General features: G+C 54.7%; 21 protein-coding genes and 1 riboswitch. Of the genes, 9 read left to right on the top strand and 12 right to left on the bottom strand.

The window, feature by feature from the left end; all coding sequences use genetic code 11:
• Nucleotides 1-30 precede the first annotated feature (30 nt).
• From DG177_RS10145 to DG177_RS10135, 3 genes are read left to right on the top strand one after another with little or no spacing between them, the layout of a single operon-like run.
• Nucleotides 31-1,365, top strand: coding sequence for an amidase family protein (locus DG177_RS10145; protein WP_108811371.1), 1,335 nt, complete (start codon nt 31-33; stop codon nt 1,363-1,365).
• A 3-nt stretch (nt 1,366-1,368) separates the two neighbouring features.
• Nucleotides 1,369-2,046, top strand: a complete 678-nt coding sequence (locus tag DG177_RS10140) for a PepSY domain-containing protein (RefSeq protein ID WP_108811370.1) — start codon at nt 1,369-1,371, stop codon at nt 2,044-2,046.
• A complete protein-coding gene (locus DG177_RS10135) occupies nt 2,043-2,675 on the top strand; it encodes a TRIC cation channel family protein (RefSeq protein ID WP_108811369.1) in 633 nt (210 codons plus the stop codon). Before DG177_RS10140 ends, DG177_RS10135 begins: the two co-directional genes overlap by 4 nt.
• Here DG177_RS10135 and sppA read toward each other — a convergent pair.
• The 7 genes from sppA to DG177_RS10100 form a co-directional block, all read right to left on the bottom strand.
• On the bottom strand, nt 2,648-4,549 hold the full coding sequence (sppA, locus tag DG177_RS10130; protein ID WP_337658720.1) for a signal peptide peptidase SppA: 1,902 nt from the start codon (nt 4,547-4,549) through the stop codon (nt 2,648-2,650). The genes DG177_RS10135 and sppA overlap by 28 nt on opposite strands.
• 66 nt (nt 4,550-4,615) lie before the next feature.
• Nucleotides 4,616-5,257: an NrsF family protein gene (locus DG177_RS10125; protein ID WP_108811367.1), complete on the bottom strand. Its 642-nt coding sequence runs from the start codon at nt 5,255-5,257 to the stop codon at nt 4,616-4,618.
• Between the two features lies 1 nt (nt 5,258).
• Nucleotides 5,259-5,783 carry a sigma-70 family RNA polymerase sigma factor gene (locus DG177_RS10120; RefSeq protein WP_108811366.1) on the bottom strand — a complete coding sequence of 175 codons (525 nt, stop codon included), beginning with the start codon at nt 5,781-5,783 and terminating at the stop codon, nt 5,259-5,261.
• 21 nt (nt 5,784-5,804) lie between these two features.
• Nucleotides 5,805-6,245 (bottom strand): DoxX family membrane protein, encoded by a 441-nt coding sequence (locus DG177_RS10115; RefSeq protein ID WP_108811365.1) that lies wholly within the window; start codon nt 6,243-6,245, stop codon nt 5,805-5,807.
• Nucleotides 6,246-6,258: 13 nt separating this feature from the next.
• On the bottom strand, nt 6,259-6,981 hold the full coding sequence (locus DG177_RS10110) for an HvfC/BufC family peptide modification chaperone (protein ID WP_337658719.1): 723 nt from the start codon (nt 6,979-6,981) through the stop codon (nt 6,259-6,261).
• Nucleotides 6,965-7,837 (bottom strand): MNIO family bufferin maturase, encoded by an 873-nt coding sequence (gene bufB, locus DG177_RS10105; protein WP_337658718.1) that lies wholly within the window; start codon nt 7,835-7,837, stop codon nt 6,965-6,967. The genes DG177_RS10110 and bufB overlap by 17 nt, the downstream gene beginning before the upstream one ends.
• A gap of 104 nt (nt 7,838-7,941) precedes the next feature.
• Nucleotides 7,942-8,238 (bottom strand): BufA1 family periplasmic bufferin-type metallophore, encoded by a 297-nt coding sequence (locus DG177_RS10100; protein ID WP_108811362.1) that lies wholly within the window; start codon nt 8,236-8,238, stop codon nt 7,942-7,944.
• Between the two features lie 340 nt (nt 8,239-8,578).
• On the opposite strand from DG177_RS10100, the gene groES reads away from it, so the two are divergent.
• The 6 genes from groES to DG177_RS10070 all read left to right on the top strand — a co-directional run bounded on the left by groES (nt 8,579) and on the right by DG177_RS10070 (nt 16,139).
• A complete protein-coding gene (gene groES, locus DG177_RS10095; RefSeq protein ID WP_108812913.1) occupies nt 8,579-8,866 on the top strand; it encodes a co-chaperone GroES in 288 nt (95 codons plus the stop codon).
• 50 nt (nt 8,867-8,916) lie between these two features.
• Nucleotides 8,917-10,572 carry a chaperonin GroEL gene (gene groL / locus DG177_RS10090; RefSeq protein WP_108811361.1) on the top strand — a complete coding sequence of 552 codons (1,656 nt, stop codon included), beginning with the start codon at nt 8,917-8,919 and terminating at the stop codon, nt 10,570-10,572.
• Between the two features lie 163 nt (nt 10,573-10,735).
• Nucleotides 10,736-12,601, top strand: coding sequence for a DUF885 family protein (locus DG177_RS10085; RefSeq protein ID WP_108811360.1), 1,866 nt, complete (start codon nt 10,736-10,738; stop codon nt 12,599-12,601).
• Nucleotides 12,602-12,607: 6 nt separating this feature from the next.
• Entirely contained in the window at nt 12,608-13,984 is a 1,377-nt protein-coding gene (locus tag DG177_RS10080) for an L-serine ammonia-lyase (protein ID WP_108811359.1), read from the top strand.
• A gap of 27 nt (nt 13,985-14,011) precedes the next feature.
• Nucleotides 14,012-15,106, top strand: a complete 1,095-nt coding sequence (locus DG177_RS10075) for an MBL fold metallo-hydrolase (protein ID WP_108811358.1) — start codon at nt 14,012-14,014, stop codon at nt 15,104-15,106.
• 28 nt (nt 15,107-15,134) lie between these two features.
• Nucleotides 15,135-16,139: a zinc-binding dehydrogenase gene (locus DG177_RS10070; RefSeq protein ID WP_108811357.1), complete on the top strand. Its 1,005-nt coding sequence runs from the start codon at nt 15,135-15,137 to the stop codon at nt 16,137-16,139.
• On the opposite strand, the gene DG177_RS10065 is transcribed toward DG177_RS10070, so the two are convergent.
• The 5 genes from DG177_RS10065 to DG177_RS10045 form a co-directional block, all read right to left on the bottom strand.
• Entirely contained in the window at nt 16,129-17,274 is a 1,146-nt protein-coding gene (locus DG177_RS10065) for an MFS transporter (protein WP_108811356.1), read from the bottom strand. The two genes, DG177_RS10070 and DG177_RS10065, sit on opposite strands and share 11 nt — an antisense overlap.
• Before the next feature lie 153 nt (nt 17,275-17,427).
• Nucleotides 17,428-18,123 (bottom strand): DJ-1/PfpI family protein, encoded by a 696-nt coding sequence (locus DG177_RS10060; RefSeq protein WP_108811355.1) that lies wholly within the window; start codon nt 18,121-18,123, stop codon nt 17,428-17,430.
• A gap of 20 nt (nt 18,124-18,143) precedes the next feature.
• Nucleotides 18,144-18,240, bottom strand: a riboswitch (ZMP/ZTP riboswitch).
• Between the two features lie 37 nt (nt 18,241-18,277).
• Entirely contained in the window at nt 18,278-19,531 is a 1,254-nt protein-coding gene (locus DG177_RS10055) for an ABC transporter permease (protein ID WP_108811354.1), read from the bottom strand.
• A complete protein-coding gene (locus tag DG177_RS10050) occupies nt 19,528-20,232 on the bottom strand; it encodes an ATP-binding cassette domain-containing protein (RefSeq protein WP_108811353.1) in 705 nt (234 codons plus the stop codon). Before DG177_RS10050 ends, DG177_RS10055 begins: the two co-directional genes overlap by 4 nt.
• A 3-nt stretch (nt 20,233-20,235) precedes the next feature.
• Nucleotides 20,236-21,525: an efflux RND transporter periplasmic adaptor subunit gene (locus DG177_RS10045; RefSeq protein WP_108811352.1), complete on the bottom strand. Its 1,290-nt coding sequence runs from the start codon at nt 21,523-21,525 to the stop codon at nt 20,236-20,238.
• Nucleotides 21,526-21,575 lie beyond the last annotated feature (50 nt).

The raw sequence follows: 21,575 nt of genomic DNA, 5'->3' as shown, positions 1-21,575 counted from the left end.
CAGCGCATATTCTGTAGCGGAGAGAAATATATGACAATCCCTTCCCTTACAGATCAACCGAGTGCGAAAGCTGTGGCAGCCGATATTGCCGCAGGAAAATTATCGGCGGTTGAAGCGACCGACGCCGCCATCGATCGGATAGAATCGCTGGACGGGCCGATAAACGCTGTGGTCGTGCGCGACTTCGAGCGCGCCCGGCAATCTGCCCGCGATGCCGATGCGCGGTTGGCAAAAGGTGACCAAAGCCCGTTGCTCGGCGTTCCGATGACGGTCAAGGAAAGCTTCAACATCGCTGGACTGCCAACCAGTTGGGGCATGGAAGCGGCGGCCGGTAATATTGCCGATGCAGATGCTTTGGTTGTCCAACGCCTCAAAGCCGCAGGCGCGGTCATCCTTGGAAAAACCAACGTGCCGCCCATGCTTGCCGATATGTTTTCCGAGAACCCTATCTATGGGCGCACCAGCAACCCCCATGATCTGGGTCGCTCGCCCGGCGGATCGTCCGGTGGCGGAGCCGCTGCTGTGGCCAGCGGGATGGTGGCACTGGAATATGGATCGGACATTGGCGGTTCGATCCGCGTCCCGGCCCATTATTGCGGTATCTGGGGGCACAAACCAACCTATGGCGTGGTAAGCGGCGAAGGCCATTTCATGCCCGGTTTCAAGGAGGGTGCTTTTCGCCCGCTTTCGGTCGTAGGACCTCTGGCCCGCAACGCTGATGACCTGGAGCTTTTGTTCGATGTGACGCTGGATCGACCACTTCCCAAACAGCTGAAATCCTTGGCTGATATGCGCATATTGCTGCTGACAGACCATCCCTGTGTGACCATGGGCGAGGGTATGCGGCAATGCATGGAGGCCGTCGTCGACCGGTTAGAGGATGGCGGGGCAGAGGTTGCGCGCGCTACGAAATTACTGCCGGATCTCGAACAGCAGCATCGTGATTATCTGCATATGCTCAACACCATCATGATGGCCGGAGCACCGCGGCCGGATGGCACAGTGGTGACGGCGGCCGATTGGTTCGCGTTGCTGGATGCCCAGGCCCGTAACCAGCGGCGTTGGCGAGATTTTTTTGCGGAATATGATTATGTGATTGCACCGCCTTCGAGCATGCCAGCCTTTCCCCATGATATCAGGCCGATGAAGGACCGAACCTTGTCGATTGACGGTGTGGATCACCCTGCTGCTGAACAACTCGCCTGGTCTGGACTGGTAACATTCCCGGGCTTGCCAGCGACCGTCCTGCCGATCGGTCAAGTTGACGGTCTGCCCGTTGGAATGCAGGTCATTGCTGATCGCTATCAGGATCATAGCGCCATAGCCGGTGCGCGCCAGATCGGCGCGTTACTGACCAGCGAATAGCCCATGCACGGGAAATTTTATCGTTGGCATATTTGGCTGGGCTGGCTGATCGGTGTGCCGATCATATTGTGGACCGCATCTGGCCTGTTGATGGTGTCGCAGCCTATCGAAACCGTGCGTGGCAATCACTTGCGCGCGGCTCTGCCAGCGCTCCAACCCATCATGCCGGTGGCCCCGGTTCTTGAGGGCCGGCAGGCCCAGAATCTGACCTTGCAGCAAAATGCGCAGGGGCCGTTCTGGGTGATCACCTATGCCGATGGCGGCAAAAGGCGTGCCGATGCGGCGACAGGAAAATTGCTACCACCCATCGCTGCTGCAGATGCCAGCGCGCTGGCCATAGCGGCGCGTTCGGATGATAGTGCAATCACTTCGGTGCAGCGTTTCGCGGCGGATCAGTCGCCGTCAGATCTACGGCGGGATCGCCCGTCCTGGCAGGTGATTTTCGAAGACGATGCGCGGTTCTATATCGATGCCGATACAGGGGAATTGCTTGCGGTCCGCACCCAGTTCTGGCGTGTCTTTGATTTCATGTGGGGTCTCCACATCATGGATCTCCAAACCCGTGAAGATACCAGCCACCCAATATTGATCGGATTTGCCGCATTAGCGCTGTTCGGTTCGATTTTGGGTTTTGTCATGCTGTTCACCCGTGGTTCCCGCACAAGAAGGAAAGGCGATTGAATAGCGCGATCCTCTATAACGCGCTGGGCTGGCTCGACCTGTTTGGTATCGCTGTTTTTGCCATATCCGGGGCTCTGGTTGCGGCGCGCAATGGACAGACTTTGGTGACATTTGCGTTTTTTGCTTTGGTCACTGGTGTCGGCGGCGGAACCGTGCGGGACTTGCTAATTGGTGCGCCGGTTTTCTGGGTGCAGGATAGCCGCGTGCCGATCCTTTGCCTCGCCATTGCGTTGATTATCTGGATTACGCCTGTGCGGATATGGCGACCGGCGGCGGTGGACTGGTTTGATGCCATTGGACTCGCGGCCTATTCTGTTTTTGGTGCCGCCAAGGCAATGCAACTGGGCATTGATCCGGTACCCGCAGCGATCATGGGCATCATCACCGCGAGTGTCGGCGGTGTCATCCGCGATCTGGTCGCAGGAGAGCCGTCCATCATTATCCGACCAGAGCTATATGTGACTGCCGGCGCCTTGTCGGCCTTCGCATTTGTCGGACTGGTCCAAACCGGCATGCCGGGAACAACCGCCGCGTTGATCGCGTTCGTTGCCGGTTTTGCCTTGCGCGCTTTGGCTATTGTCAAAGGGTTGTCGTTGCCATCCTATCGCGGTGCCGGGGATAGCGAATAGCTACGCAGCAGATCGAACAGGTTAGGCATTGTGCCCCGGGTTTGAGGTTGACGCCCCAGTCCGCCACATTCCAGGCACAGTGCCTGCACATCTTCGCGCGCCATTAATCCGCGAGCGGTGTATAGCGCATCGGCAAGGACCACCTTTTGCTGGCGTGCAACCCAACCGACCACGCCGGTTACCGGTGCCTGTTCGGTTTCACCAAAGGGCGTGCCGCCGAGCGGCAACCATTTGAACGTTGGTGTCGCTTCCAGATATTTCGCATGATAGTCGCCTTCTTCCAGATCGGCGCGTTTCGCCGCCTCGGCCAGCGCTTCAGTCATGCCGCCAAAACTGTCGACCAGCCCCAGTTGCCGGGCAGTGCCGCCGTCCCAGACGCGCCCCTGACCAATGGTATCAACCTCTGCGTTGGTTTTGCCGCGTGCCTTTCCGACGAGGCTGAGGAAATCTTCATAGCTATGTTCCACCCCGGATTGCAGGACGGTATCGAGATCTTCGCTGAAACCACCAACAAAGTCCGGTTCGCCAGACAGAGGTGTGGTTTGCACGCCATCAGCGGTAACACCCCATTTGCCTAAAGCTTTTTCAAAACTGGGCAAGACGGCGAAGACGCCAATGGACCCGGTAATTGTATCTGGCTCGGCCATGATATGATCACCTGCCGCGGCGATCCAATAGCCGCCGCTGGCTGCGACATCGCCCATCGAAATAACAATCGGGATCTCGGCCTTTTTGATGTCAGCAAGGGCGAGGCGGATTTCTTCGCTGGCGAAGGCAGAGCCGCCAGGAGAATTGACCCGTACGACCAGCGCCTTGATCTGATTGTCTTCCAGGGCCTTGTAGATCTGTTCAGCGATACGGCCGCTCGCAGCAATACCAGGGCCAGCCTTGCCGCTTACGATTTCTCCGGCAACGGTGATGACACCAATGGCTTCACCACTGCTCCCTTCAGGATTAGCAGCGACATAGTTGTCATAGGCGATCGTCTTGAAGCTATCGGGTGAGGGCTTTGTATCTTCACCTACTTTGGTGGCGACATAGCGACCAAAGGCAACCCGGTCGCCAATTTTATCGACCAGTTTCTGCTCGACAGCGATTTTGGTATAGTCTCCACCGGCAGTTTTAATGAATGTTGCTGGATCGTCGGCATAGGGCTCAATCACAGCTTGTGGACGCGCCTTTTTGACTTCCGTTAGCCAGCTGTCCCAGAGCACGGAATAAAGCGCTTCCGATGCTTCCTTGGCTTCTGGCGACTGATTATCGCGCATATAGGGTTCAACGGCGCTCTTATAGGTACCGACGCGATAGATATTGGCAGTGATGCCAAGCTGGTCGATCAGATTTTTGTAGTAGAGCCGGTTGCCGCCGGGACCGGCAAAGACAATGCCGCCCATCGGATCCATCCAGATTTCATCGGCGTGTGCCGCAAGCTGATAGCTATCGTCGCTGTAGAAATTGGCATAGGCATAAATTGGCTTATCCGCCTGTTTAACCTGCGCCAGCGCCTCGCCCACTGCGTTAAGGCTGGTTTGTCCGGCGCCCATGAAAGTGCTGAGATCAAGAACCACGGCTTTCACCCGGTCATCCTCGGCCGCGGCATCAATTGCACGGACCACATCCCGCAACCGATATTCGCGAACCGTATTTTCATTATTGGTGAACATTGCGGTGAAATCCTGCTGAGCAGGCTGTTCGACAATTACGCCTTTCAGGTCGAGCAGCAGTGCGCCGTCACTAATCGCTGCGACATTGGGTCGGGCCGAAAGAGCCGCGTAAAGCACTGCAAAAAACAGCAACATCGCGATCAGCACCAAAGCGTCTTTGATCGCTACCAGAAATTTCCAAGCTGCACGGGCAAACTGCATTGTCGTCATTCTCCACAAAAAAGGCGGCTGATCATTGCTGACCGCCGCCTTTAATATGGTTATGCGTTTGGGAAATTACCAGCGGATAAGACGTGGTACGATAATCCGACCCACTATGGCACTGACCAGTACCGGCAGGGTGAACCACAATCCGATATAGTAAATGTCATTAAACGGGCAGAAAATATTATAAGCCGCCGCTCCCAAAGCGCCGGATGCAATGCCGACCAGCCAGCCAGCACGTTCCGGTGAAGTTGGTGCACCTTGACGCAGCCATGTGGTGAGGCCACCGCCGATGACCAGCGCAGACATCATGCTGACCGTCAGGCAGCGGAGACCTTCAGCCGGCCGTAAAGCTTCTACTGGCGGCATATTGATGGCGCTCATAATCGCTGCCGTCAGCGGGAACAATGCTGCCGTAACCAGCGCCCAAATCCATCCGCGATTTAAATTGCCAACACCAGGCCGGGCCATATTGGCTGCAGCAAAGGCGGTTGCAATACCAAGCATCAAGAGCACGCCACTGCGCAGAAAGAACATCTGATGGGCCATCCCCATCGCCAGATCACCGCGCACGCCCAGAAAGAAGGCCACACTGGAAGAGACAGCCAACATCAGGATCGCAGCCACTGCCATACCGCCCGAAGGCTTCAGGGTACGGACCGGGGCAAGATCATCGACCAGGTCATCGATCAGACTATTTGCTACTTCACTCATTTCATTCACTCTCGATAAGGGCGCTCATTTTCTTAAGCCCCCGATGGATATTTACTTTCACCAGTGATTCCGACTGGCCGGTTTTTGCCGCGGCTTCGGCAATGCTTAGTCCTTCAATCTTTACCATGGCGATAACATCGGCCTGTTTATCCGGGATCATACCCAGCAAACGTTCCAGACTCACCTTGGCGGTTACATCCTCATCTTGTGGATCAGCAACCAGTTCCTCGTTCAACTCGCCATGTTCGTGGCGATAAATTTTGCGGAGGCCATCGATCCAACGATAACGCCCGATTGCTGCGAGCCAGGGCAGAAACGCCTTGGTTGGATCATAGCTGGCCCGTTTTTTGTGCAGCGAGATCAGCGTTTCCTGTACCAGATCATCGACTTCCGCCGGATTGATCTTGCGCGCATAATAGCGTCTTAGCCATTTTTCGCACTCGGTCAGCAGGCTGGCATAGCATTGCTTGTCCCCGCCCTGCGCCTTGACCATTAAGTGGCGCAATGTTTCTTCATTGGCGATCATGCCTGCTCTCCGCTTACCAGCTTAGCCCAGTTTCCCGCCAACCAGTTTGTCGAGGGAGAATAGACCGCCGCCACGTGTAATCAGGACCAGTGCCAAAGCAACCCAGATAATATGCACAGACCACCAAGCTTCAGGATAGACGAAAAACTGGATGACCAAGGTCATTACAAGCAGTCCGGCAGCGCCAAAACGGGTTGCAAGGCCCAACACCAGCAATATCGGGAAGAAATGCTCGGCATAGGTTGCGATCAAACCGGTAATTTCCGGAAATGGCATGCCATATTCATCGCGAAACAGATCGACGGTCAGCTCTTTCATTGTCAGAAAACTGCCATCCTCGACTTTGGTACGTGCCGAGCGCCAGAAGATTCCGGCCAGCGCTACGCGGGCAAAGAGCAATGCAATTGCCTCAGGAACTGCGCCGCTTACCAGGTTAATCGCTTTTTTAATCAGGTTCATCATGTTCGTTACCCCATCAAATTTTTATCATTACGCCTGCCTGGATCATTTTTATAAGTCGTTCCATTGCAGTGTCTTCACCACCCAGTTCGATGGCCGAAGCCAAAAGGTTACCCATTGTTGAAATATTTGCAATTTTTTCTGCAATTTCATGCTCTAACTGGGTTAGCGGGTGGAATAATACTTCGGCTTCCGGGCGTGCTATCATCAACGAATCGGGCGTTTCATCGCCCAATTCCGCAAGTTCGGGAGACAGCGCACCGGTGAGGTTGATCAGCCGCATCGCTGGATGCGCACCGATGCGGAGACCAAGCAGGCTTGCTTCATCCAGTGTCGCGATATCATTCAGTGCCAGTGGCGGCGCTTCGCTGCTGTGATAGCTTTTGATCCAGGCCCATTCTATCCGGGCCAGATCGACTTCCGTTTCGCTGAAGCCACGTTTCGCCAGAAATTCTGCAAAACCTGACGCGATACTGTTCATGTCGCAGGTCAGGATATGATCTTGCTCAATATAATCCCGAGAAATGGCATGGAAAGGCTCATGACCCATATGCTCATGCAATTTGGGATAAGCATTTTCCAGCGCAACGAGCCGCGCATGGGATACGGTATTGGCGTGGGCCTTAAGACCCATAAGCGCTCTATCCGCACTCTCGCTGAACAGATCATCGGGAAAATGCGCCGGGCCTTTTTGCAGACACGCAATGAAGCGCGACTGACCTTCAGCGAGCGAGGGCATGTTGATTCTCGTCCAAGACATGGCTGCCGAGCACCGTTTCAACCTTTGCGACCTCGGCCATCAGTACATCATATGCGGGAATATCGGTATCCCACTCGATCAATGTCGGTTTGGGACCGGCGCGTGTGATGAAGCGTTCATAAAGCCGCCAGGTGATATCGCTGACAATTGACCCGTGATCATCGATCAGCAAAGGGCCGCTTTCATGGTCTTCACGGGCATGGCCAGCGAGATGCATCTCGCCGACAATATCGGGATTTATCGCATCGACATAGGCCTCCATGTCGAGCCCGACATTGGTGGCGGTGACCTCGACATTGTTGATGTCGAACAGCAATCCGCAGCCCGCCTGATTGCAAAGCGCCGTGATAAAATCGGTCTCACTCATCTCATCGTCACGGTAGCTGAGATAACGCGACGGGTTTTCGATCAGCATGGGGCGTTTCAGCCGGTCCTGTACCTTGCCGATCTGCGCGGCAAAGTGATCCAGCGCTTCTTTGGTGTAGGGAATGGGGAGCAGATCAGGATAGCGGTCATGGGCGTTGCCGCTCCAGCTGAGATGGTCGGATACCATGGCTGGCTGGTAACGGTCACATAGAGACGCAATCTTATCGAGATCATATGCATTGAGACCGTCAGCTGAGCCGAGGGAGAGTCCAACGCTGTGAAAGCTCAAAGGATAGTCTTCGGCGATGGCGGTCAGCCAACGATGGAGCGGACCACCATCACCGAAGTAATTCTGCGGATGCACCTCGACCCATCCGGGTTTTTTTGATCCGACTTCCTCAGACAATACATCATTATAATGTACTGACTTCAGACCTATGCCACCTGATGGAGGGAGGGAGCGTGACATAGACGTTTTCATAACGGACAGATCAAAATTTGAGGTGTGAGCTTTGGTAACATCCGCAAAACCTAGCGTAAAACAGAGTTTTGCGCCAGAGACTTGCAGAAGGCTTAGCCTCTCTGCGCTACCGGCTTCTTGTTGCCTTTTTTGGCGGTCAACGAACCACCGGCCTTAACGCAGGCACCTTTGGCGGTATATTTCCAGGCATTGCCTTGATAATCGGCGGTTGATGTACCGGCACAGCTGGTGCCTGGTCCTGCGGCACAGTCATTCTTGCCTTTCAGCGCGATGCCGAAACATTTCTCTTTGGCGCCCGCCGCAACAGCGGTGGTTGGAGAAATGGCAATGGTTGCAGCGGCGGCGAGGGCAGCGGCAGCAGCTGTTGCTTTGATCATGGAGTTAGACATGGGGTTTTCCTCTCTTGGAATTGGGATAATAGGGGTGAACCTGTCTTGCAGGCTCATTGATAGTTTCGCGGGATCGGTCCGGATGGTTACAATTGTTTTCTCATGACCATGAAAAATCTCCGTCTGATTTCTGAAAACGGCATTTTTCTGATGGATACAGCCGAAAAAAGAATCGGAATTTTTTTGCAGCAAAGCCTTGACGATCGCTGAGAATAGCCCATATGAGCGTCGTTAGCACTCGACTCAAAGGAGTGCTAATCCTCCATTGAATATATCTTGATGGCCCGGGCTAAAGGAGCGGGGCCGCAGGAAAGTAAATTTGGATAAGAAAGGCAAACTTATGAAATTTCGTCCACTACATGATCGTGTACTGGTTAGCCGCGTTGAAGCGGACACGAAAACCGCTGGCGGTATCATCATTCCAGACAGCGCTCAGGAAAAACCATCCGAAGGTAAAGTTGTTGCTGTTGGCAATGGTTTGAAAGACGACAATGGCAAGTCAACACCGCTCGACGTCAAAAAAGGCGACAAGATCCTGTTCGGCAAATGGTCCGGCACGGAAGTCACCGTTGAAGGCAAAGACCTGATCATCATGAAAGAAAGCGATATCCTCGGCATCGTCGAATAATCGCATTTCATTCCACTAAACATTCATTCTCATAAGCAGAGGAAAATAACATGGCTGCTAAAGACGTAAAATTTGGTCGCGACGCACGCGAACGCATCCTGAACGGTGTCGACATTCTTGCTGACGCTGTAAAAGTAACCCTCGGTCCTAAAGGCCGTAACGTGGTTCTCGACAAAAGCTTCGGCGCACCGCGCATCACCAAGGACGGTGTATCGGTTGCCAAGGAAATCGAACTGAAAGACAAGTTCGAAAATATGGGCGCCCAGATGCTTCGCGAAGTCGCATCGAAAACCAATGATGTTGCTGGCGACGGCACCACCACAGCGACTGTTTTGGCTCAAGCGATCGTTCGCGAAGGCATGAAATCGGTATCCGCTGGCATGAACCCAATGGATCTGAAGCGCGGCATCGATCAGGCTGTTGATAAGGTTGTTGCTGATCTGCAAAAACGTTCCAAAAACGTAAAAGGCTCCGGCGAAATCTCTCAGGTTGGCGTTATCTCTGCCAATGGCGACGTAGAAGTTGGCCAGAAAATCGCAGAAGCGATGGAAAAAGTCGGCAAAGAAGGCGTTATCACGGTTGAAGAAGCCAAAGGCCTCGACTTTGAACTCGACGTTGTTGAAGGCATGCAGTTTGACCGCGGTTACCTGTCTCCTTACTTCATCACCAACCCGGACAAGATGATTGCAGACCTCGAAAACCCGTACATCCTGATCCACGAGAAAAAGCTGACCAACTTGCAGCCAATGCTCCCAATCCTGGAAGCTGTTGTGCAAGCCGGACGTCCGCTTTTGATCATTGCCGAAGATATTGAAGGCGAAGCGCTGGCTACTCTGGTGGTCAACAAACTGCGCGGCGGTCTGAAAATCGCAGCAGTGAAAGCCCCTGGTTTCGGTGATCGCCGTAAAGCGATGCTCGAAGATATCGCGATCCTCACCAAAGGTGAAATGATCTCCGAAGATCTTGGCATCAAGCTGGAAAGCGTTACGCTTGGCATGCTCGGTGAAGCGAAAAATGTCACCATCGACAAAGACAACACCACCATTGTGGACGGTGCTGGCAAGTCGAAAGACATTAAGGCTCGCGTCGAAGCGATCCGTGCGCAGATCGAAAACACCACATCCGACTATGACAAAGAAAAACTGCAAGAGCGTCTGGCGAAACTCGCTGGCGGTGTTGCCGTGATCAAAGTCGGCGGTGCGACCGAAGTTGAAGTGAAAGAGAAGAAAGACCGTGTTGACGATGCATTGCACGCAACCCGCGCTGCTGTTGAAGAAGGTATCGTCCCTGGCGGCGGAACCGCGCTTCTTTATGCAACGGCTTCTCTGAAAGGTCTCGAAGGCCATAATGACGACCAGACCCGCGGCATCGACATTGTTCGTAAAGCGCTTCAGTCTCCAGTTCGTCAGATTGCTGAAAATGCTGGATTTGACGGCGCGGTTGTCGCTGGCAAATTGCTCGATCAGAAAGATAAGAACTACGGCTTTAACGCGTTCAGCGATAAATACGAAGATCTCGTCAAATCTGGTGTGATCGATCCAACCAAAGTTGTCCGCGCTGCTCTGCAGGACGCTAGCTCGGTTGCCGGTCTCTTGATCACCACCGAAGCGGCTGTTTCTGACTCTCCGGACGACAGCGCTGGCGGCGCACCTGCTATGCCTGACATGGGCGGCATGGGCGGCGGCATGGGCGGCATGGGCTTCTAAACCCAAACGCTCAGCTCACGCTGAAAAATACGAGGGGCTGGAAGGAAACTTCCGGCCCCTTTTTTGATTTAGGTAGTCGTTCAACTTATCCGTAATGTTTTCAAACATCGCGGACTGTGCCATGCAGTTGCGAATGTAACTTCTTGCACAGGGATCAGACCGCATGACCAAGTTTTTCACGCTCCTATTGGCTTCCACAACATTGGCGGGTTGCGCGGCGACAGCGCAGTCAGTGCAAACCCAATCGTCAGCTCCGCCAGCTCCGGTGGTTGCAGATGCGATGGAAACCGAGACGGACCGTCTCAACATCTGGTTTGACAATAAGTTCGAAGAGCAGCTGGCTTTCAGTCCAATCCGTCAGACCCTGTTGGGCCGCCGGACGGCTTATGACCAGATTGACGATTACTCCGTCGAAGCTGCAGACCGTCAGTTGACGTGGATGCGAAATGCCACGGCAGAGATGAAGCGAGACTTTGATTATGACAAGTTATCGCCGGATGCGAAAATATCGTGGGACATGTGGCTTTTCCGGCTAGAGCAGTTTGAAGCGGGCGTGCCGTTTCGCCAAAATGGCTATGTGCTGCACCAATTTAATGGCCAGCAAAGTTTCTTTCCCACCTTTTTGATCAACCAGCATCGCGTCGCAAGCGAGTCTGACATGGTTGCTTTCATTGAGCGCCTCAAAGGCAGTGCGCGAGCACTCGACCAGTTGCTTGCACGAGCACAAGCCAATGCCGGGTCTGGCACTCGGCCGCCCCGTTTTGCTTATGAAGGGGTGATCGAGCAGTCCGAGAAAATCACAACCGGTGCGCCATTTGATACCGGCAGCCCGTCAGCTCTATGGGAGGCAACTGAGGGCAAATTGGCCGCGCTGGTGAAAGCGGGCACGATTACGCAGGACCGGTCGGATGAGCTGAAAGAGCAAGCGCGCGCGGCGCTGACAGGATCGTTGAAGCCGGCCTATCAGCGGATCATTGCCTGGTTCAAGCAGGATTTGCCCAACACAAAAGAAGCGCCTTTTGGTGTTTCCGAACTGCCCAATGGCGAAGCTTTCTATGATTACCGCCTCGCCAATCAGACGACGACCGATCTGACGGCGGAGGCGATTCACAATATTGGCCTTTCGGAAGTCGCGCGTATTCGCAGCGAGATGGAAGCGATCAAGGACAAGGTGAAGTTTGATGGCGACCTGCAAGCCTTCTTCACCTTCCTGCGCGAAGATGACCAATTCTATTTCTCCGAAGATGACAAGGGCGCGCAGGACTATATTGATACCGCCGAAAAGCATTTGGCGTTCATCAAAACACGCTTGCCCGACTTTTTCGGAACCCTGCCGAAAGCCGATTTGGTGGTGAAGCGGGTGGAGCCTTTCCGCGAACAAGACGGCGCGGCCCAGCATTACCGGCCGGGCACACCGGACGGGACACGCCCCGGAACCTATTATGCGCATCTGTCTGACATGCGTGCGATGCCGATCCACAGCCTGGAGGTGATCGCCTATCATGAAGGCAATCCCGGCCACCATATGCAAAGCTCGATTGCGCAGGAACTCACGGGCATTCCGAAATTCCGCGCGCAGGGCGGCTATATTCCGGCCTTTGGCGAAGGATGGGCGCTCTATTCCGAGCTATTGTCGAAAGAAATGGGTGCTTATGAAGACCCCTATTCCGATTTTGGCCGACTGACGACGGAAATCTGGCGCGCGATCCGACTTGTGGTCGATACCGGCCTGCATACCAAGGGTTGGAGCGAGGAAAAAGTGGTCGAATATTTCCTCGCCAATTCGCCGATTCCGGAAACAGCGGTGCGTAGCGAAGTCCGCCGTTATCTGGTGATGCCAGCGCAAGCCACGAGCTATAAGATCGGGATGCTGAAAATTCAGGAACTGCGCGCCAAGGCGAAAAAAGAGCTTGGCGATGATTTCGACATCAGAGGTTTCCATGACACAGTGCTCGGCGGTGGTTCGGTGCCTTTGAGCATATTGGAGACGATGGTTGACCAATGGATAGCTGCGACGAAAAAGTCTTAACAGGCCATGGTTGCTAGCACATTTGAGCTGTTCAAAATTGGTGTCGGACCGTCCAGTTCTCACACTATGGGACCGATGTCAGCGGCGGCCAATTTTGTGGCGCGGCTGGCCGATCAGTCGCTGCTCGGTCAAGTCACGCGTGTTGAAACGAAATTGTTCGGTTCACTTGCCCTAACCGGTAAAGGCCACGCGACTGACCGTGCGATCTTGTTGGGCCTGTCCGGACAGGTGCCGGATAATATCGAACCGGATGCCGCCGATGCTCTGGTCGACCAGATCAGATCGCGGGCGCGGATCAGCCTTGATGGCAAGCAGGATATCGGCTTTGATGAAGAGGTTGATGTAATTTTTGATCAACGTAAGCGCCTGGATTTTCACTCTAACGCAATGCGCTTCACGGTCTTCAAGGATGGGGAGGAACTGGCGAGCCGTGTCTATTATTCGGTCGGTGGTGGCGCGATATTGGATGAGGATCAGATTGGAGCGAATGATCCCGAAAACGGTCTGTGGGACGTGCCGCATCCTTTCTGTTCAGGCGCCGATCTCCTCGATATCGCCAAGACCAAAGGCCTGTGCATCGCGGACATCATGCGCAACAACGAACGCGCCGCCAAATCCGACGAAGAGATCAGCGCGGGCATCCGGGAGATTGCCGATGCGATGTCACAATGTATTGATCGCGGCATCCGGTCCGAAGGGATCTTGCCCGGAGGCCTGAAAGTGAAACGCCGGGCGCCCCTGATCCATGCTCGCTTGATGGAGCGGCAAGAACGGGCGCTGTCTGATCCGCTGACCGTCCTCGACTGGGTGAATCTTTGGGCTCTGGCCGTGAATGAGGAAAATGCCGCTGGCGGCAAAGTGGTTACCGCACCGACCAATGGGGCAGCAGGTATCGTGCCGTCTGTGCTCCGTTTTTACGAGCGCTTTTCCCCGAAGGCAGATGTTGAAGGTATCGAAAAGTTTCTGCTGACCGCCGCAGCCATCGGGTCGTTGTTCAAGGAAAATGCGTCCATTTCAGGGGCTGAAGTGGGTTGTCAGGGCGAGGTTGGCGTCGCCTGTTCGATGGCAGCGGCTGGCCTGACAGCGGCATGGGGTGGCACGCCCTTACAGGTCGAGAATGCGGCCGAGATCGGTATGGAGCATAATCTCGGACTGACGTGCGATCCGGTCGCTGGGTTGGTGCAAGTGCCGTGTATCGAACGCAATGCTGTCGGCGCTGTCAAAGCGATCGAAGCGGCCCGCCTTGCGATCATGGGCGACGGTACGCACCGGGTGAGCCTGGACGAAGTGATCGAAACAATGCGCAAAACCGGTTTGGATATGAGCGAGCGTTACAAGGAAACATCGCAGGGCGGTCTCGCAGTCAATCTGGTGGAATGTTAAGATCATCAAACCCGACCGGAGGAATGGATGAGCAAATCAAAATTTTCCAGCAGACGTTTGATCCTGGGCCTGGTGATCGGCGTCGGCGTCCTTGCCAGTGCCACATGGCTTTTGCGCCCGGAAATAGGTTCGCGGCTTTTTGCCAATGCCATGGAAGCCGCGGCTACCCGCGATGTGATTGGCGATCTGCCCGACGGTATGCATCTGGCTTTATGTGGGACCGGATCGCCACTGCCAGACCCTAGCCGCGCTGGCCCCTGTTCCGCCGTGATCATCGATGGCAAGCTTTTCATTGTAGATATAGGCGGTGGAGCGGTGCGTCGATTGGGAGAAATGGGACTCAGTCCAGGTCAGGTTGAAGCATTGCTTCTGACCCATTTTCACAGTGACCATATTGACGGGATGGGTGAACTTTTGCTGCAGCGCTGGGCGGGCGGCGGCCATGACGAGCCTTTGCCGGTTATTGCTCCTGAAGGCGTAACGCCGATCGTCGAAGGGATAAACATCGCTTATGCTGCCGATGCCCGCTACCGCGTGGCGCATCATGGCGAAGATATCATGCCACCATCCGGAATCGGAGGGGTTGCGCGGCCCTTTACTCTACCGACGGACGGGGCCGAGCAGATTGTCTATGATCAGGATGGCCTGAAAATCATAGCTTTCGCGGTCAATCATGAACCGGTGGTGCCGGCTGTCGGCTATCGCTTTGACTATAAAGGCCGGTCCATCGTGTTCAGCGGCGATACCACCCGAAGCACGACGATTGAAAAAGTCTGCGATGGCTGTGATGTATTGGTGCATGAAGTGCTGAACGCCGAGATGGTTGCGATTGTCGAGGCGGCGATGAAGAAAGCGGGACGACCAAGGATTGAAAAGATCATGGCTGATATTCCCGATTATCATGCCACACCAGCCGAGGTCGCGGAATCAGCGAAGGCTGCCAAAGCCAAGATGCTGGTCTTCTCCCATATCGTTCCAGCGGTGCCGATAGGTTTTCTGGAGCCCTATTATCTGAAAGATGTGACCACTGGCTTCGGCGGGAAAATGGTGATGGGCAAGGATGGTATGCTGTTCATTCTCCCTGCCAATACAGATAATATCGAGCGCCGGGATTTGCTCTAGACTGGTCCCTGAAAAGGGGAGGCAGGCAATGACGACAAATCGTTTCTGGCAATTGAACAAACGGCCTGAGGGTGACGATGTCGCGAGCGCATTGTCATTGGAAAGTGAACCGATGCCGGAACTGGCTAAGGGCCAAGTGCTGGTCAAGGCCGCATATCTCTCGATGGATGCAGGCACCCGCATGTGGATGACGGAACGGCAAGACAGCTATCAGCCACCGTTAGAACTGGGCACAAAAATGGTCGGTCTTGTGCTCGGGCATATTGCGGCGTCACGCCATGACGGATTTGCCGAGGGTGATCTTGTTCGCGGTTTTGGCCAGTGGGCTGAACATGCCGTGATCGAACCAGAACTGGCCGGACTGGTCAAATTGGATGACTCCATAGGCGATATCAAACAGTATTTTGGTGTGCTTGGCTTTAACGGCTGGACGGCCCTATGGGGTTTGCAGGAAACGGCTGGGGTGCAGGCCGGTCATAATGTTCTGATTTCTGCCGCCGCAGGGGCAACAGGTGTGCTGGCTTGTCAGATTGCGACAATATTGGGCGCAAATGTTTATGGTCTCGCAGGCGGGCCGGATAAATGCCGTTGGCTGGAGAGTGAGCTCGGGATCACCCAGGCAATTGACTATAAAAATGATGACATCGCTGCCGAGCTGGCAAAGGTCGATGGCGGGATTAATGCCTATTTCGACAATGTCGGCGGCCCGATATTGGACGATGTACTGCCCAATATGGCACTCTATGGTCGCGTCGCTTTATGTGGATTGCTCGCTCAATATAAAGGCGACGGGCGCGGGCAGGGTCCAGAGCATTTTGACCAGATTCTGATGAAGCGGCTGCGGATCGAAGGCTTTTTCTCACCCGATTTCATGGACCAGGGTGAACGATTGACCGCGCAGCTCAAGACGTGGCTGGATCAAGAGCTGATCGACACGCCGTTTGATGTGACGGAAGGTATTGAGAATGTGCTGGCCGCTTATGGCAAGCTTTTCACTGGCGGCAATATCGGCAAGGTATTGGTCAAGCTTTAGGCCGCATCCGTAAACCCCAGAGCGAGAAGCCCATGATCAGGGTCGCAAAGACCAGTGATATCCCGACAATCGCATCCCAACCGCCCCAGGCATAGGCGGCCGTGCCCAGCCAGCTCGACAAGCCGCCGCCGGTAAACATGATCACGATATAGATCGTCATCAATCGGGTACGGATCTCCGGTGCTCGGCCGAACAGGATTGTGCGATTTGCGACATCCATCGATGCGCCGCCGAAATTGCTGAACAGGATCGGGAGGATCAATATCCACAGGCTTTGACCAGCAAATATAAGCAGGACCGCGCCGATCATCTGGGCGATGGCAAAAAGCATACGGGCTTTTTCAGCGCCAATCCGGTCTGCCAATCGTCCCGACCACGGTGCGATGAAGACATTGGTGCCCGCGAGCAGCGCAAGATAGCCGACAACATCTACGCCATAGCCCATTTGTGGGCTAGTGATGTGCAGGCCTATGCCGAGCCAAAGAGCGAGGAAAAAGCCAAAGGATAAAGCTTGCAGCAATCCCGCAAGTAGCACGTCCGGCATGGTTTTGATGATCGGCCAGAGCGAAGCGATTAGCGCGCCATAGCTCTCTTGCGGCTCGCTGTCATCGCGGAGCTTTTCATCTTTCTCCATGATGAGTGGCAAGATAACGAGCAGCAAAAGAGTGAGCGCTGTCCCCACCCAATAGGCTGATCGCCAGCCAAAATAGTGACCCAACACGCCAGCTCCCGCTCGGCTGCCGAGCAGGCCGACGGTAATCCCAGCCGTCATGATGCCGGTAACATGTCCGATACGATCTGGACGCACCCGTTTGGTAACATAGGCGGGCAGCAAATAGGGCGTGATGGTCGCAAAACCGAGCAGAGAGGATGCCGCAACGAAGAGACGGAAATCCTGTGCCGTGGCCATGGCAAGCAGCGCCAGAAACTGACCCGCGACAAAGGTGGTAACGAGCTTGCGATTGTTGATGCGGTCACCGAGTGGCAAGAGCAGCAATATACCAAAAGCCAGGGCAATCTGATTCAGCGCAGGTACCAACCCGAGCAGGGTACCGCTCACGCCAAAATCATCACCCACGGGCGCAATAAGCGGATGGATATAATAGCCATTGGCCACAGCAACGGCGCAAGCCATGGAAAAGAGAAACAGTTTCGTTTCGCTAATCCGGCGGGGCGCAGTTTTGGTAGAGGGCTTCGCAGCGTCGGTCAGTTTTTTGGCTTTCTATCATGGGCCAGGAAGGGCTTGCGATGCCCATGACGAAAGCGGAGCCCCAAGTCCTCTATTTGTTTAGCTAGCGTCGATCACCTTTTGCAACTCTTTCAGGACATCGCCATAGTTGCGATCGTTCAGCAACTGGACCAGCTTGGGATCGGCGACGCTAGGATTACCGCTGTTAAACGGCGGATGAGGGTCATATTCCAGCCCCAGTTGAACTGCCTCCGCAAACTGTTGTCCCGAAATCTCGGCAATGATGGTTAGGGCGAAATCAATTCCCGAAGTCACCCCGCCGGCGGTAATGACATTGCCATCTTTGACAACGCGTGCCGGCTCATAAGTTGCGCCGAGTTTTTCAAGCAAGGACGTATAGGCCCAATGGCTGGTTGCGCGCTTGCCATCAAGCAATCCCGCCGCACCCAATGCCAGCGATCCGGTACAAACAGAGGTGATATATTGCGCCTTGTCTGCCTGATCGCGCAGGAATTGCAGTGTCTCTGCATCCTGCATGACATCGCGTGTGCCAAAGCCGCCAGGGACGCAGAGAAGGTTGGCTTGTGGACAATCGGCCAGGCTCGTATTTGGCAGCATTGCAAAGCCGCTGTCTGTCTGAATGGGCTGCAGCGCTTTTGCAGCCGTATGCACGACAGCGCCTGGCATGCGCGCCAGAAACTGCGCTGGTCCGGTAAAGTCTAGCTGCGTGATACCATCGAACAACAAAAAGACGATGTGGAAGGGTGCGGGTTTATTTTGGGGCGTATCGGTCATGCGCAGGTCTCCTTTAGTTCAAGAAATGCCCAGGCGCGCGACTGAAATCTGCATCAATAGAAATGCGTCCGCTCCCCGGTGGTAATCCACCCGATCTCGCCAGTTGCGGATGTCGTTCTCATATCATTTCTGTGCCGCCAAAGGCAATCTGCTTTTACTCTGTGCGCAACGCTTCGATCGGCGACAGGCGCGACGCACGGACGGCGGGGTAACCGCCGAACAGCAAGCCGATAAACGCGGAAAAGACAATTGCGCCAATGCCGACCCCAACGCCGATAGGAACCGGGAAATCCGCATAGACGGTAAGCGCCGTGCCCCCGGCAATAGCGAGGATCAGCCCCATTGCGCCGCCAATCACACAGAGCACAGCTGCCTCAACCAGAAACTGGTTGCGGATATCGCTGCGTTTGGCGCCGAGAGCCATGCGCAATCCGATTTCACGGGTGCGTTCCGTGACACTGACGAGCATGATATTCATGATGCCAATCCCGCCGACCAAGAGTGAGATGGAAGCAATTGCAACAAGGACAATCTGGAAAATACCGGTAACCTGGGCGGATTCTTTCATGAATTCCTCGGTCGTGCGGATAGTGAAAGGGTTGATATCCTTGCCGCGCACACGGTAGCGTTCGCGCAGCAATTTTGTCATCTCGCGTTTGGCTTCTGGCAGCGATACACCGTCCTGAAAACCGACAAACAGCAGTTGCAAGTCATCAGGCCCTGCTAACGAGTCCCCGGAAAAGCGTTGCCGCATCGTACTGATCGGCATCAGCGCGATATCGTCATTATCATTGCCAAAGCTTGACCCCTTGGACTCGGTAACGCCGATGACAGTAAACGGCGCGCGGTTGATGCGAATAGTCTCGCCAATCGGATCAAAATCGCCGAATAATTTTCGTGCGACCGTGGGCCCGAGTACGACGACACGTGCGGCAGAGCGAACATCGGCTTCGCTAATGAAGCGGCCGTTCTCGGCGACAAGATTGGAGACTTTACCATAGCCCGGGGTCGTCCCGACCGCGTTGGTCGAAGCATTGCGTCCGGCGACGATCAGTTGAATGTTCGAGCGCAGTTGCGGAGCGATGTCGTCAATTCCGCCAATCTGTTTTTCGATCGCACGCGCATCGCGCATTGTAAGGCGACCGCGATCAAAGGAGCGCCGTCCACCTTCGCCGGTATCCGGTTGCGGGAATATCAATGCCATATTGGACCCCAGCGCATTGATCGACTGCATCACCGATACCTGTGCGCCCGATCCGACGGCGACGGCCAGTGTCACTGCAAATACGCCGATCATAACCCCTAATGTGGTCAGTATCGATCGCATTAAATTGGTCCGCAGTGCCGTCATCGCAATGGCCACATTGACCAGCCAGCCAGATAGTTTTTGCGCCAGATTGCTCATCATGCGCCAGCCTTCCGGCGCTTCTTGATCGTGATATCCTCAATCACCTTGCCGTCACGAAATTCAATCCGCCGTTTGGCATGATCGGCAATTTCCGCTTCATGGGTGACAACAATGATCGTGATTCCCTGTTCATTCAGCGTCTGAAAAATCTGCATGATGTCTTCGGAGGTCTTGCTATCGAGCGCACCCGTGGGTTCGTCGGCAAGCAGGATGACGGGATCGGTTACCAGTGCGCGAGCAATTGCCACGCGCTGTTGCTGCCCGCCGGAAAGTTTTGCGGGGCTGTGATCCAGCCTGTCGCCAAGTCCCATTTCTTCAAGTTTCGCTTTTGCTTTGTCCCGGCGTGCCTCGTTGCCCAGGCCTGCATAGATGAGCGGCACCGCAACATTGTCGAGCGCGGTTGTACGGGCCAGCAGATTAAACTGTTGAAATACGAACCCGATTTTCTGATTGCGTAGCTCGGCCAGTGCGTCGCTATCCCGGTCACTGGTGGCAATACCATCAATGCGAACAATTCCTGATGTTGGTATATCCAGGCAACCAATCATGTTCATGAAGGTTGATTTGCCTGACCCACTGGCTCCCATGATCGCGACATATTCGCCGCGATCTATCGACAGGGAAACGCCGTCAACAGCGCGGACGGTTTCTCCGCCCAGTTCATAGTTTTTTACCAGATCCTGTGTTTCAACAAGGGCCATCTGCTAGCTGTCCTCGTCAGTGAGATCGTCCTCATCCTCATCTTCATTCTCAAGGTTCTTCGAGCGAACCAGGACTTTTTCTTCTTCTTTCACGCCCTTGAGTATCTCGACAAAGTCCTCGCCAGCCAGGCCAGTTGTGACGGTCCGGCGAACCGGCTCATAGGGGTCGTCGCTCGCCATCCAGATTTCGGTGGTGCGTTTTTTACCCGATTTCTTTGCGTTGGCGGCATCGCTGCCCTTGTTCTCATCCTTGTCCTTTTCAGGCCGGTCTTCTTTACGCGGACGAAAGCGGATGGCCGGTGCCGGGACGCGCAATACGTTTGTTTTGGTACCAGTTACAATTTCAACATTGGCAGTCATCCCGGTGAGCAATTTGCCTTGCTTATTGTCAACATCAAGGATCACGAGATAGCTGACGACATTCTGTTCTTCGGTGGCTGATTTGCGGATCTGGCCCACTTTCGCAACAAATGTATCATCAGGGTAGCTATCCACGGTAAAGCGGACCAGCTGGTCCACCCGGACTTGCCCGATATCCGCTTCATCGACTGAGGCTTCGACTTGCATCCGGCTGGTATCGGCAGCGATTTCAAACAGGTTGGGCGTTTGGAAACTGGCGGCCACGGTCGTTCCAGGCTCAACCAGCTTGTTGATCACTACACCGCTAGTGGGTGCGATGATTCGCGTGCGGTCGAGATCAAGCTGGGCAGAGGATAGTTCTGCCTCACTTTGCGCAATTTGTGCGCGCCCGCTTTGTGCCTGTGCTTTTGCGGTGCTCAGCGACGCTCTGGCATTGGCCAGCGCATTGCGGGCCTGATCGATCCCCGCCTTGGACACAAAGCCTTTGTCCGCAAGTTGCTGTTGCCGCTCATATTCACTGCTTTGCACTTCATAATCTGTTTGCGCCCGGATAATCGAGGCTTCGGCCTGTGCCAGTGTCGCGCGTGCCGAGGCCACTTGCGCCCTGGCTTGTGTGACGCGCGCTTCGATCCGGGTGGGATCGATCCGCGCGAGCACTTGTCCCGCCGTCACGGGAGAGTTGAAGTCGACAAAGACGTCGGTGACTTGCCCGGAAATTTCCGATCCGACATTGATTGTGTTGAGTGCCCTCAATTTCCCGCTGGCTGACACGATACGGGCTACGTCACCGCGGGATACGGGTTCGGTGACATATTCATAACTCGCCGGTGAGGGAACAATGATCTTGTACAGAATTGCGATGACGACAAGGGCGATAAGACCAGAGACGTAAGGATGAAGACGCATCCATGAAAATGCTTGTTTGATAATCACTTCACCTCTGTCTTAGTTAACTAAGTCACTATGACAGGTCGCTTCGTCAT

Origin of the sequence: Sphingorhabdus sp. Alg231-15 (assembly GCF_900149705.1) — a bacterium.
GTDB lineage: Bacteria > Pseudomonadota > Alphaproteobacteria > Sphingomonadales > Sphingomonadaceae > Parasphingorhabdus.
Note: the sequence above shows the minus strand (reverse complement) of the source record. Positions and strands in the feature narration are given on the sequence as shown.